This is a genomic window from Microbacterium sp. CR_7, from assembly GCF_041954755.1.
Classification (GTDB): Bacteria; Actinomycetota; Actinomycetes; order Actinomycetales; family Microbacteriaceae; genus Microbacterium.
The window spans coordinates 380470-393370 of the sequence record NZ_JAVAYF010000005.1 but is presented as its reverse complement, the minus strand read 5'-3'; the positions used below and the strand labels follow the sequence as shown (position 1 = coordinate 393370).

Genomic DNA, 12901 nt, shown 5'->3' with positions numbered 1-12901 from the left:
CCGGGGCGGGCGCCGTGCGCCCGCCCCGGAGGCATCAGCGATCGAGCAGTTCCTGCAGGTTGGCGTTGGCCGTCTCGAGCGCCTCGTCGACGTCGGCCTGGCCGACCCACGCCCCGCTGAGGTCCTCGGCGAGCTTGCTGTACGCCTGGAACGTCTGCGGGAACACCGGCTCGGAGAATCCGTACTCGGAGATGCTGTCGGAGACCTGCGCGAACGCGGGGTTGAGGTCGGCCTTCGCCTCGAGCACGTCGGGCATGGCGGGGATGCCGCCGGCCTCGGCGTACTGCGTCATCGCGTCGGTAGTCGCGAGGAAGGACAGGAACTTCTTCGCGGCATCCTTGTTCTCGCTGTACTTGTTCAGCGAGACGGCGAGTGCGTGCACGTGCGTCTGCCCGCCGGGGACCGGCGCGATGGCGATCTTGCCCGCCACGTCGGGCGACTGCTCGGGGTCGTTGAGCTGCGCGAACGCGGCCGACCACTGGATCGCGAACGCCGTGTCACCGGACTGCAGGGCGGCCTGCGTCTCGGGGAACTCGGCCTGAGCGCTGTCGGGCGACGTCCACTCGTTCTCGTAGATGTCGGCGTACAGCTGCACGGCCTTCTTGGCGGCGTCGCTCGTGAGGGCGGCCTTGCCGTCCTCCTCCCAGTTGCCGCCGTAGCCCCAGAGCACGTCGTTCCAGATCATGGTGTTGTAGAGCAGGTTCTTCGCCTGGAGGATCGTGCCGTACGTCGTCGGCGAGGCCGGGTTGGTGCTCTGCGAGAAGTAGGCGGCGGCGACCTTGAAATCGTCGAGGTCCCACTCGTTCGGGTCCTTCGGCGAGCGCTTCTCACCCAGCACGGTCTCGCTGATCTTCTCGTAGTCGGCCTGGGCGGCGGGGTCCGCGAGCAGGGCGTCGATGAGGTCCTTGCGGTAGAGCAGGAAGTGATTGCTCACGTCGAGCGGCAGCGCGTAGAGCTCGTCCTCGTAGGTGAGACCTTCCGCCGCGACGGGGAAGTACGGGGAGGTGTCGATATCCGTGAGGGGGTCGAGCGATGGAGCGAACTGCCCGATGTTGTACGAGGCCGTGAAGTAGATGTCGACGTCAGACGACTTCGACGCCATGAGCGCGGTCTCCTTCGAGAAGGTGTCCTGTCGCGACAGCAGGGTCAGCTCGACCTTCACGCCGTCGTCCTCCCCCTGGCCCGCGTTGTAGGCATCGACGACCTCGGCCATCGCGTCGCCCTCCGGGCCGGGCCAGGCGACCAGCTTCACAGTGCCCTCTCCCGATCCGTCCGAGCCGCCGGAGCCGCTCGAGCCGGTGGAGCAGCCTGCCAGCAGCGCTGCTGACAGGACCATGGCGCCCAGGGTGAGTGTTCTCGTCCTTCGCATCTTTCCTCCAAGTGGTACGGTCCAGTTCTCGCACGACTATGACACCGTTCCGGCCGGGATCGCGAAAACGTAACCTGTTCGAAACAATTGGTACGGTCCAGTTTGTGGAGGGCTCGCACATATCTCACGTATGTGACGCTCGCTACGAAAGTGATATGTTCAGTGTATGAGCCCCGAGAACGAGCGCGACCTCGAGTCCGGCATCGTCACGGATCTGAGCGGAAAGATGACCTACGGGTCTTATCTCGCGCTCGACCGACTCCTCACCGCGCAGCACCCCGTCAGCGTCCCCGAGCACCACGACGAGATGCTGTTCATCATCCAGCACCAGACCACCGAGCTCTGGCTCAAGCAGCTGCTTCACGAGCTCTCGTCGGCGCGCGAGCTGCTCGCCCGCGACGACCTGCGCGAGGCCCTCAAGCGCATCGCGCGCATCAAGCGGATCCAGGACGTCATCACGCAGCAGTGGTCGGTGCTCGCGACACTCACCCCGACCGAGTACGCGCAGTTCCGCGGCGCGCTCGGCAACTCGTCCGGCTTCCAGTCGGTGCAGTACCGCGCGGTGGAGTTCGCGCTCGGCAACAAGAACGAGAAGATGCTCGGCGTCTTCTCCGATCACCCCGCGAACCGCGCACTGCTCGAAGCCGAGTGGGTGAAGCCGACGCTCTACGACGAGTTCCTGCGCTTCGCCGCCCGCCGCGGGTTGCCCGTGCCCGCCGAGATCCTCGACCGCGACGTACGCCTTCCCTACCGCGAGACCCCCGAGCTCGTACCCGCGATCCGGGCGATCTACCAGGACCCGAGCACCCACTGGGACCTCTACGAGGCGTGCGAAGACCTCGTCGACCTCGAGGACAACTTCCAGTTCTGGCGCTTCCGCCACCTGAAGACCGTCGCCCGCACGATCGGGATGAAGGTCGGCACCGGCGGATCCAGCGGCGTCGGCTTCCTGCAGCGCGCACTCGACCTCACCTTCTTCCCCGAGCTCTACACCGTGCGCACCGAGATCGGCGGCTGATGAAAGCCGCGACGTTCTTCGACGGCACGCGATGGCGCGAGGGCGTCGTCGGTGTGGACGACGACGAGCGGATGCTGCTTCGCGGCGAGCCCGCGGCATCCGATCTACCCCGGTTCGAGGGCGTCATCGTCGGCGGATTCACCGACCACCACGTGCATCTGCAGCTCGTCGAGCATGAACGGCTGGCCGGCTCGCGGCTCGGGCGGGTCGTCGACCTCGGGGCGAACCCCGGGGTCGTCGCATCGTACGCGAGCGCAGCGTGTGTCGGCCCGCTCCGCTCGCGGGGCGACCGGAATGGCGACGGACTCCGGTCGTCGAGCGAGGAGCGCAGCGACGAGACGAAACGCGCCACCCGCATCGAGTACGCCGGGGCGTTCCTCACCCCGGTCGGCGGCTACCCGTCCGACCGGTCCTGGGCGCCCGCCGGGTCGTTCCGCGAGATCGCCCACACCCGGGACGCCGTCGCGGCGGTGGCCGAGATGGCGGATGCCGGAGCATCCTGCATCAAGGTCGCGAGCAACAGCTCGGCGGGACCCGTGTTCGACGACATCCTGCTCCGGGTGCTCGTCGAGGCGGCGCGCACCCGTGGCCTGCCGATCGTCGCGCACGCCGAAGGGCGCGGCGAGGCGCAGCGCGTCGCCGGGCTCGGAGCCGCGACACTCGCGCACGCGCCCTTCACCGAGAGGCTCACCGACGAGGAGATCGCCGAGCAGGCGGCATCCGTCTCCTGGATCTCGACGCTCGCGATCCATGCGGGCGCCGACCTGCACGTCGCCCTCGACAACGTCCGCCGGTTCCACGGCGCAGGCGGCAGCGTCCGCTACGGCACCGACATGGGCAACGGCCCGACGCCGGTCGATGTGAACCCGCTCGAGGTCGCGGCGCTGCGCGAGGCGGGGATCGACGACATCGCCCTGCTGCGCGCGCTCGCGCCCGTGGATCCCCGCGACCCGGCATCCGTGCTGCTGGTCCTGCCGCACCGCGACGCCGATCCGACGCTCGCCCGCCCGCTGACCACCGCCGATCTGGAGGCCTGACATGACCCAACCCGACACGAGCAACGCCGCCGCCTCGCTGCTCGACCTCGCCGCGTCGCTCGACGCCGCCGACCCGCTCGGCGCGCACCTCGACGCCTTCGCCGAGGCACCGGGAGTGCACGCCTACCTCGACGGGAACTCGCTCGGGCGCCCGCTGCGAGACGTTCCGGAGCGCCTCGCGCAGTTCGCCCGCGAGGACTGGGGCACGCGCCTCATCCGCTCCTGGGACGAGCAGTGGATGGCGCTGCCGATGGAGCTCGGCGACCGCATCGGCAGGGTCGCCCTCGGCGCCGCCGCCGGTCAGACGGTCGTCGCCGATTCGACGAGCGTGCTCATCTACAAGCTGCTGCGCGCGGCCCTCGCGCACGAGCCGTCGCGTACCGAGATCGTGATGGAGCGCGGCAACTTCCCGACCGACCGCTTCCTCGTCGAGGGCGTGGCGGCCGAGACCGGCGCGACGATCCGCTGGATCGACCCCGACCCCGTGCACGGCGTGCAGCTCGCCGACGTCGTGGCGGTGCTCTCGGAGCGCACCGCCGTCGTCTCGCTGAGCCACGTCGACTACCGCTCCGGCGCGCTCGCAGACATGCCGGCGATCACCGCGGCCGCGCACGCGACCGGCGCCCTGATGATGTGGGACCTCTGCCACTCGGCCGGCGTCGTCCCGATGCAGCTCGACGAATGGGGCGTCGACCTGGCGGTCGGCTGCACCTACAAGTACCTGAACGGCGGGCCCGGCTCCCCGGCCTTCGCGTACCTGCGTCACTCGCTGCAGGGCGTGCTGCGGCAGCCCATCCAGGGGTGGTGGAGCGCGGCCGACATCTTCGCGATGGGGCCCGAGTACGTGCCGGCATCCGACATCCGTCAACTGCTGAGCGGCACCCCGCCGGTGACCTCGATGCTCGCGATGCAGGGGATGCTGGACCTCATCGAGCAGGCGACGATCGACGCGGTGCGCGAGAAGTCGCAGGCACTCACCGATCTCGCGATCCGCGCCCACGACGAGGTGCTCGCCCCGCTCGGGGTGCGCCTGCTGAGCCCCCGCGTCGCCGCGGCACGCGGCGGCCACGTGACGATCGGCCATCCCGATTTCCGCGCCGTGACGCAGCGGCTCTGGGCCGACGGCATCATCCCCGACTTCCGGTTCCCCGACGGCATCCGCCTCGGGCTGTCTCCACTGAGCACGTCGTACGCCGAGACGGTCCGCGGGGTGCTCGCGGTGCGCGAGGCCCTGCAGTCGCATGGCTGACGCGATCGGGAAGCCGCTCGACGACATCGATGCGCGCCCCGGCAGCACCGCATCGCTGCTGCGCACGCTGGTCGGTCTGTACCTGCGCCGGTTGGGCGGGTGGATCTCGACCGCCGACCTGGTGACCCTCGCGGGCGACCTCGGGATCGCTCAGGCCCCGGCCCGCACGGGTATCACGCGGCTCAAGCAGAAGGGGCTGCTGCAGAGCGAGCGACGAGCTGCGCCCGGCTACCGGCTGAACCCCGACGCGGTGCCGATGCTCGAGCGCGGCGACCGGCGCATCTTCGCGATGCACGAGATGTCGGATGCCGACGACTGGTGCCTCGTGTCGTTCTCGATCCCCGAGACGGCGCGCAGCGTGCGCCATCAGCTCCGCCGCCGCCTGCAGTGGATCGGGGCCGGGCTCGTGTCGTCCGCGCTCTGGATCTGCCCGGGGCACCTGCGCGGGGAGGTGGAGCAGATCCTCGACGACCTCGACGCACGCCGTTGGGCGACGCTGTTCCGGGCGGACGCGCCCTCACCGCCGGGGTCGCTCGTCGAGGCGGCGGCGAACTGGTGGGATCTCGATGCGCTGCGCGCCGAGCACCTGACTTTCCAGCGTTCGCTGGCGACCCTTCCCGCCGAGCCCTTCGCCGCCTACGTGCACCTCATCGACCGCTGGCGGGTGCTGCCCTATACCGATCCGGGCCTGCCGCCGGCGATGCTGCCCGAGGACTGGCCCGGACGACGCAGCGTCGAGGAGTTCACGGCACGGTCGCGCCCTCTCACAGGCCCGGCGCTCGCGCACGTGCGGAGCGTGGTCGCGGCCACCTGACTCACGACGCGCGGTCTCGCCGTTCGTTCGGCGGAGCGGTCGTCGCCCGGACGACGAGGCGCGTCGGGAGGGTCACGTGCATCTGATCGATCTCGCGACCGTCGAGGAGAGCGAACACCATCTCCGCCGCGACCGCGCCGAGTCGGCGCATCGGCTGCTGGATCGTCGTGAGCGGCAGCGCGCGTCGGGACGCCTCCGGAACGTCGTCGAATCCGATCACCGACAGGTCCTCGGGTACCCGCAGTCCGAGATCCTGCGCGACCTCGATCACGGCGATCGCGGAGAGATCGTTCGCGGCGAACACGGCGGTCGGGCGATCCTCACCGGCGAGAAGGCGCCGAGCCGACTCCCGCGTGATCGCGAGGTCGTAGCGCCCGACCGCGACGAGCGCGGGGTCGGCGGGGATGCCGGCATCCGACAGCGCCCGTCGGTACCCGGCGTCGCGCAGTCCGGCCGAGCGGAGGTCCGGCCGACCGGCCAGGAATCCGATGCGCCGGTGTCCGAGCTCGATGAGGTGGCGGGTCGCGGTCAGCGCACCCCCGAAGCTGTCGGACTCGACGGTGGGCAGGTCGGCGCGACCGGTGTGCGGGTCGATCGCGACGACGGGGATCTCGGTCGCGGCGCTCACCACGGTGGGGGTCACCATGATGGCCGCGTCGATGAGCGTGCCCGACAGTCGACTGAGCGACCGCCGCTCCCACCCGTCACCGGCCCCCAGATGCGATCCGCTGTAGGCCAGCAGGTCGACGGCCGTCCCGTGCACCGCGGCGCCGACCCCCTTCAGGATCTCGGCGCTGAACGGCTCGAAGTCGGCGAGCAGCACGCCGACGACACCGGTGCGGCGGGCACGCATGCTGCTGGCGACCAGGCTCGACTCGTACCCGAGCTCTCGGACGGCGTCGAGCACGCGCTGCACCGTCGAGTCGGCGATGCCGTACCGGCCGTTGACGGCCTTCGACACGGTCGACACCGAGACCCCCGCCGCCTTCGCGACGTCGTGGATCGTCGTTCTCCCGCTCATGTGGAGTCAGCGTAGACCGCCGCGAAGCGACATGGAAACTGTTTTCGAAAACGTTTGACGACCCACGAGGACGCCAGGAGACTGCATCCACCGCGATCTCACCCGAGCCCCGCGGGGCGCCCGCAATGCAGCGAGGCGCAACTCGATGAGGAGAACATCACATGACCAGCAGAAGGCTCCCTCTCGCCTCCGCAGCGGTCGTCGTCGTCGGAGCGCTCGCGCTCTCCGGCTGCACCGGCGACTCGTCCGGCGGCGACGGCGACGGCACGCGCATGACCCTCTGGCACAACTCCACCACCGGCCCGGGCGTGGAGTTCTGGGAGACGACGGTCGCGGACTTCGAAGAGGCCAATCCCGGCGTCACGATCGAGATCCAGTCCATCCAGAACGAAGACCTCGACGGCAAGCTGCAGACCGCGCTGAACTCCGGCGACGCTCCCGACATCTTCCTGCAGCGCGGCGGCGGCAAGATGGCCGCCATGGTCAAGGCCGGGCAGCTGAAGGACCTCACCGACGCGATCAGCGGCGCCGCTGCCGACGAGATCCCGGATGCCGCGTACTCGGCGAACAGTCTCGACGACAAGATCTACGCGATGCCGGTGGCCGTGCTGCCCGGCGGGCTCTTCTACAGCCAGGACCTCTTCGACCAGGCCGGCATCACCGAGACCCCGACGACGATCGACGAGCTCGAGACGGCGACCGAGGCGCTCGAGGCCGCCGGCATCGACCCCGTCGCGCTCGGCGCGAAGGACGCCTGGCCGGCCGCGCACTGGTACTACTGGTTCGCACTGCGCGAGTGCAGCTCAGACACGCTCGCGAAGGCGGCGGACGAGATGAACTTCGACGACGAGTGCTGGGTGCGCGCCGGCGAGGATCTTCAGGACTTCGCGGCCACCGAGCCGTTCAACAGCGGATTCCTCACGACCACCGCACAGCAGGGCGCGGCGAGCTCCGCCGGCCTCATCGCCAACCACCAGGCGGGCATGGAGCTCATGGGCGCCTGGAACCCCGGGGTCATCGGATCGCTCACCCCCGACCAGAAGCCGCTGCCCGATCTTTCCTGGTTCCCTTTCCCCGAGGTCGAGGGCGGCGAAGGCGAGCCCGGCTCGATGATGGGCGGCGTCGACGGCTACTCCTGCTCCGTCGATGCACCCGACGCGTGCGTCGACTTCCTGAACTACCTCGGCACGAGCGACGTGCAGACCGCGTACTACAAGGCGTTCAACGCTCCGCCGGTCAACACGGTCGCACAGGAGGCCGTGACCGAGCCGTACCTGCAGAAGATCCTCGAGGCATACAACGCCGCCCCCTACGCGTCGCAGTGGCTCGACACGGTCTACGGCCAGAACGTCGGCAACGCGCTGAACGTGGCCGTGGTCAACATGCTGGCAGGCCAGGGCGGTCCGGAGGACATCGTCGCCGCCGTGAAGGATGCGGCAGCGAAGGCGTGAGGCGCGCGCCCGGCTGGAAGTGATCCTTCTGGCCGGGCCCGCCCTCGTCGTCTTCCTCGCCTTCGTCATCTTCCCCGTGCTGATGGCCGCGTACTACGGCTTCTTCAGCTGGCAGGGATACGGAGTGCCGACCGACTTCGTCGGCCTCAAGAACTACCTCACGATCCTGCAGGACCCGCTGTTCATCGACGCGCTCACGCACAACGGCGTCATCCTCGTCATGTCGCTCGTTTTGCAGGGACCGGTCGCGATACTCCTGGCGCTGCTGCTGAACCGGCGCATGCGCGGACAGTCGCTCATCCGCGTCCTAATCTTCGTCCCCTACGTCATCTCGGAGGTCGTGGTCGGCACCGGCTGGAGCCTGATGCTGCAGACCAGCGGCGCCCTGAACGCACTCCTGACGAACATGGGGCTCGGAGCGCTCGCGACCGACTGGCTCTCCGACCCCGCGATCGCGATCTGGACCCTGATGGCGATCATCACCTGGAAGTACGTCGGGTTCGCGGTCATCCTCTTCCTCGCGGGCCTCCAGGGCATCCCGCAGGAGCTGCACGAGGCGGCCGCGATCGACGGCGCCTCGTACTGGCAGACCCAGTGGCGGATCACCCTGCCGCTGCTCGCCCCGACCCTGCGGATCTGGGCGTTCCTGTCGATCATCGGCTCGCTGCAGCTGTTCGACCTGGTCTACATCATCTGGGGGCAGTACATCGCCTCCACCGCCGGCACCTCGACCATGGCCACCTACATGGTGTCCGAGGGGCGCAATGCCGGGAACTTCGGATACGGCAACGCCGTGGCCGTGGTGCTGTTCGTGATCTCGCTGATCGTCGCGCTGATCTATCAGCGCGCCGTGCTGCGGCGCGACACCGAGGGCGCGCTGACCGGCGCCGGAAGGAAGGAGAGGAAGCGATGACCGCCACCTCCGTGCTCGTGACGCAGCGCCCAGGAGCGCGTCGGGCGGCGCGGCCCCGACTGCCCTGGGCCAACCCCGGCGTCTACTTCGTCGCGCTCGTCGCGGTCGGGCTCATGCTCGCGCCGATCGCCTACATCATCGTCGGCGGATTCCGCACGAACTCGCAGATCACGACCGACCCGTCGGGTCTGCCGCAGCCGTGGGTGCTGACGAACTACCTCGACGTGATCACCGGGGGCATCTTCTGGCGGCAGGTGCTGAACTCGCTGATCGTCGCCCTCGCCACGACCCTTGGCGTGGTCGCGCTCGGCCTCATGGCAGCCTACGTGCTGGCCCGCTACCGGTTCGCCGGTCGCGGCGTGCTGTACGCGTTCTTCGCCGCAGGGCTCATGTTCCCGCTGACCGTCGCGATCACGCCGCTGTACATCGTCGTGCGCAGCCTCGGACTGATGAACTCGCTCGGCGGCGTCATCCTGCCGCAGATCGCGTTCGCGCTCCCGACCACGATCATCATCCTCGTCCCGTTCCTGCGGGCCATCCCCGACGAGATCCAGGAGGCCGCGTTCATTGACGGATGCAGTCGCCTCGGATTCTTCTGGCGGATGGTGCTTCCGCTCTCGCTGCCGGGCGTCATCACGACCGGCATCCTGGCGTTCATCGGCAGCTGGAACGGGTATCTGCTGCCGCTGTTCATCCTCAACGACTCCGCGGCGTTCACGCTGCCGCTCGGCGTGCAGTCCTTCGCGTCGCAGTACTCCGTCGACACCGCGAAGGTCCTCGCCTTCACCTCGCTGTCGATGATTCCGGCGCTGATCTTCTTCAGCGTCTTCGAGCGCCGCATCGTCGGCGGACTCACCGGCGCGGTCAAGGGATGAGCGCGGACATGTCGACGAGAACGACCGAGAGAGACACCAGCATGCTGCAGCGCACCCCCCACTCCGCGCGGGTCGAGGCCCTCCTCGCCGAGATGACCCTGGAGGAGAAGCAGGCGCAGCTCGTCGGGTACTGGGTCGACCAGGGCGACGAGGTCGTCGCTCCGCTGTCGGGTGAGAAGAAGAGCTCCAGCCGCTACGACGAGGCGAGTGCGCACGGCATCGGCCACCTCACACGCGTGTACGGCACCCGCCCCGTCGATCCCGTCGAGCGGGCGCGCTGGCTATGGACGGAACAGGCCCGGCTGCAGCGGGAGACCCGCCTCGGCATCCCGGCGATCGTGCACGAGGAGTGCCTGACCGGCCTCGCCGCGTGGCAGGCGGCGACGTACCCGACGCCGCTCGCCTGGGGCGCCTCGTTCGACCCCGATCTCGTGGCCGCGGTCGGAGCGGCGATCGGCGAGTCGATGCGCGCCCTCGGCATCCACCAGGGTCTCGCGCCGGTGCTCGACGTGATCCGCGATCCCCGCTGGGGCCGGGTCGACGAGTGCATCGCCGAGGACCCGCTGGTGGTCGGCACGATCGGCACCGCGTACGTGCGCGGTCTGCAGTCGGCCGGGGTGCACGCGACGCTCAAGCACTTCATCGGCTACTCCGCGTCGCAGGCGGGGCGGAACCACGCGCCCGTGCACGCCGGGCGTCGCGAGATCGAGGACGTCCTCATGCCGCCGTTCGAGATGGCGCTGCGCGAGGGCGGGGCGCGCAGCGTCATGAACTCGTACGTCGACATCGACGGCACTCCGGTGACCGCCGACGCGCACTACCTCACGGAGGTCCTGCGCGAGCGCTGGGGCTTCGACGGCGTCGTCGTGTCGGACTACTTCGCCGTCGACTTCCTGCGCAGCATGCACCGGGTGGCCGCCGACGGAGCGGATGCCGCACGGCTCGCGATCAGCGCGGGGATCGACGTGGAACTGCCATCGCCCGATGCGTTCCTCACCCTCGCGGACCAGGTGCGCGACGGCCGGCTGCCCGAGAGCGTGCTCGACCGGGCGGTGGGCCGGGTGCTCGCGCAGAAGGAGGAGCTCGGCCTGCTGGACGCCGACTTCGGCGCACCTCCCGAGGAGATCGACCTGGACTCCGCGTCGCACCGCGCGCTCGCGGGCCGGCTCGCCGAGGAGTCGATCGTGCTGCTGAGCAATGACGGCATCCTTCCCCTCGAGACCTCGACGACGGCGCGGATCGCCGTGATCGGACCCAACGCCGACAGCTCCGAGGCGCTCATGGGCTGCTACTCGTTCGTGAACCACGTGCTCGCGCATCATCCGGAGGTGCCGGCGGGCATCGAGCTGCCCACCGTGCTCGACGCGGTGCGCGCCGAGTTCGAGCGGGCCGAGGTCACCTTCTCGCTCGGCTGCGAGGTCGAGGGCACCGACCGCTCGCGCATCGACGGCGCGGCGGCGGATGCCGCGGCGGCCGACCTCGCGATCGTCGTCGTCGGCGATCGCGCCGGCCTCTTCGGGCGCGGCACGGTGGGCGAGGGCAACGACGTCGAGTCGCTCGAGCTGCCGGGCGTGCAGCGCGAGCTCATCGATGCGGTCGTGGCGACCGGCACCCCGGTGATCCTCGTCGCGATGACCGGCAGGCCGTACGCCTGGGACTGGGCGCTCCCGCCGCGCGACGGCGCCGCGGGAGTGGCGGTTGGCCTGGGAACCGTCAACTCCGCGTCGACGGCTTCCTCGTCCGAGGCCCCGTCGACCGATGGCGCGGGTGCCCCGCGGCCGGCCGCGATGCTGCAGGCGTTCTTCCCCGGCGAGGAGGGCGCCCCGGCGCTGGCCCGTCTGCTCAGCGGTCGGACGTCGCCATCGGGACGGCTCCCCGTCTCCCTGCCGCGCGCGGCGGGGGCGCAGCCCTACTCGTATCTGCACCCGCTGCTCGGCGGCCTGGCCGACGTCACGAGCGCCGACCCGACGCCGGTGCGCCCGTTCGGGTTCGGCCTGACGTACACGACCTTCGCGCACGACGAGCTCATGGTCGCTCCCACCGCGTCGACCGACGACGTCCTGCGGGTGTCGGTGCGCGTGCGCAACACCGGCGAGGCAGACGGGGTCGACGTCGTGCAGCTGTACGTCCACGACGAGGTCGCGAGCGCGACCCGTCCGGTCGCCCAGCTCGTGGGCTTCCGGCGGGTCGCGCTCGCGGCCGGCGCCGAGGAGCGCGTCAGCTTCGAGGTACCGGTCGATCGGCTCGCGTTCACGGCCGCCGACGGCGTGCGCCGCGTCGAACCGGGCCGCTTCCGACTGTGGGTCGGCGGTGCGTGCGACGACGAGGAGACGGTCGCCGTCGTCGAGATCGGTTAGACCGTCTCGCCGGCGACGTCGCGGACGAACCCGGTCACGTGCTCCTGGAGCTTCAGGATGCGCATCTCGCGGGCGAGCTCGCGGTCGTACCCCTGGTACGCGAGCGGGGGCAGCACGCGCACGTTCTTCGAGCAGCCGAACTCGGCGCACGTGAGGTTCCCGATCGTGTCGCCCTTGCGACCGGCGGGTCCGGCCTTGCGCGCGGTGTAGAGCTGCACGTCGTTGCGGAGCGTCACGTCCTCGCACCACGAGCACTGAGCCCGAGCGAGCACGCGCTGCTCGGCGCGCTGCAGGACGACGCCGGTCACGACGTCGTCGATCCACACCACGACGTACGAGCGGCGCGGCAGCTTGGGGTCGGTCCAGCCGAGATAGTCGAGCCGGTCGAAGTCGATCTCGTCGAATCCGGGCGGCAGGGAGATGTCGGAGATCTCCTTGCGGGTGGCGTTGATGAAGGAGGCGCGCAGGGCGCGCTCGTCGATGGGACGCATGAGTGTGTGAGCTTTCGATGGGGCCGCCGGAGGGCGGCGGAAGTCAGAGGTGGATGCCGGCGGGATGCCGGGTACGACGCGACGCCGGTGACGGGATGTTCCGCCTCCGGCCGATCGTCAGCCTCTGCCCGCGGCGCGAGATGCGCCTGCGGCTCCGTTCCGCGCCCGCTCCGGGTGTCCGGGGGCGCTCATCGACAACAGCACCCGGCGAGTATACGCCTGTTTGTTTCGCCCCGTGTCGGTGCGGGTTCATTCGGGCGAATGCCGCGCCTACGCTGGCCGGAACGTCATCACCGACCCGTCTCG

Annotated in this window: 11 protein-coding genes; 8 read left to right on the top strand and 3 right to left on the bottom strand. The window is 70.0% G+C overall.

Features of this window, described 5'->3' with window-relative positions; genetic code table 11:
• Positions 1–34: 34 nt before the first annotated feature.
• Positions 35–1336, bottom strand: coding sequence for an extracellular solute-binding protein (locus tag RAC81_RS13705; protein ID WP_375082878.1), 1302 nt, complete (start codon positions 1334–1336; stop codon positions 35–37).
• Between the two features lie 199 nt (positions 1337–1535).
• Between RAC81_RS13705 and RAC81_RS13700 the strand changes: the two genes are divergently transcribed.
• The 4 genes from RAC81_RS13700 to RAC81_RS13685 are packed head-to-tail and all read left to right on the top strand — an operon-like array spanning position 1536 to position 5487.
• Entirely contained in the window at positions 1536–2387 is an 852-nt protein-coding gene (locus RAC81_RS13700; RefSeq protein ID WP_375082877.1) for a tryptophan 2,3-dioxygenase, read from the top strand.
• Entirely contained in the window at positions 2387–3424 is a 1038-nt protein-coding gene (locus RAC81_RS13695; protein WP_375082876.1) for a hydrolase, read from the top strand. Before RAC81_RS13700 ends, RAC81_RS13695 begins: the two co-directional genes overlap by 1 nt.
• Before the next feature lies 1 nt (position 3425).
• Positions 3426–4673 (top strand): kynureninase, encoded by a 1248-nt coding sequence (locus tag RAC81_RS13690; RefSeq protein WP_375082875.1) that lies wholly within the window; start codon positions 3426–3428, stop codon positions 4671–4673.
• Positions 4666–5487, top strand: a complete 822-nt coding sequence (locus RAC81_RS13685) for a PaaX family transcriptional regulator C-terminal domain-containing protein (protein ID WP_375082874.1) — start codon at positions 4666–4668, stop codon at positions 5485–5487. Before RAC81_RS13690 ends, RAC81_RS13685 begins: the two co-directional genes overlap by 8 nt.
• A 1-nt stretch (position 5488) precedes the next feature.
• Here RAC81_RS13685 and RAC81_RS13680 read toward each other — a convergent pair whose 3' ends face one another.
• Complete coding sequence (locus tag RAC81_RS13680; protein WP_375082873.1) at positions 5489–6508, bottom strand: LacI family DNA-binding transcriptional regulator; 1020 nt, start codon at positions 6506–6508, stop codon at positions 5489–5491.
• A 161-nt stretch (positions 6509–6669) separates the two neighbouring features.
• Here RAC81_RS13680 and RAC81_RS13675 point away from each other — a divergent pair, with 161 nt between their 5' ends.
• From RAC81_RS13675 to RAC81_RS13660, 4 genes are read left to right on the top strand one after another with little or no spacing between them, the layout of a single operon-like run.
• On the top strand, positions 6670–7959 hold the full coding sequence (locus tag RAC81_RS13675; protein ID WP_375082872.1) for an extracellular solute-binding protein: 1290 nt from the start codon (positions 6670–6672) through the stop codon (positions 7957–7959).
• Positions 7940–8872 (top strand): carbohydrate ABC transporter permease, encoded by a 933-nt coding sequence (locus tag RAC81_RS13670; RefSeq protein WP_375082871.1) that lies wholly within the window; start codon positions 7940–7942, stop codon positions 8870–8872. Before RAC81_RS13675 ends, RAC81_RS13670 begins: the two co-directional genes overlap by 20 nt.
• The gene (locus tag RAC81_RS13665) at positions 8869–9747 is read left to right on the top strand and encodes a carbohydrate ABC transporter permease (protein WP_375082870.1); all 879 of its coding nucleotides are present in this window, start codon (positions 8869–8871) and stop codon (positions 9745–9747) included. Before RAC81_RS13670 ends, RAC81_RS13665 begins: the two co-directional genes overlap by 4 nt.
• 41 nt (positions 9748–9788) lie before the next feature.
• Positions 9789–12104 (top strand): beta-glucosidase, encoded by a 2316-nt coding sequence (locus RAC81_RS13660; protein WP_375082869.1) that lies wholly within the window; start codon positions 9789–9791, stop codon positions 12102–12104.
• On the opposite strand, the gene RAC81_RS13655 is transcribed toward RAC81_RS13660, so the two are convergent.
• The gene (locus tag RAC81_RS13655) at positions 12101–12595 is read right to left on the bottom strand and encodes an FBP domain-containing protein (protein ID WP_096716258.1); all 495 of its coding nucleotides are present in this window, start codon (positions 12593–12595) and stop codon (positions 12101–12103) included. The two genes, RAC81_RS13660 and RAC81_RS13655, sit on opposite strands and share 4 nt — an antisense overlap.
• Between the last annotated feature and the right edge of the window lie 306 nt (positions 12596–12901).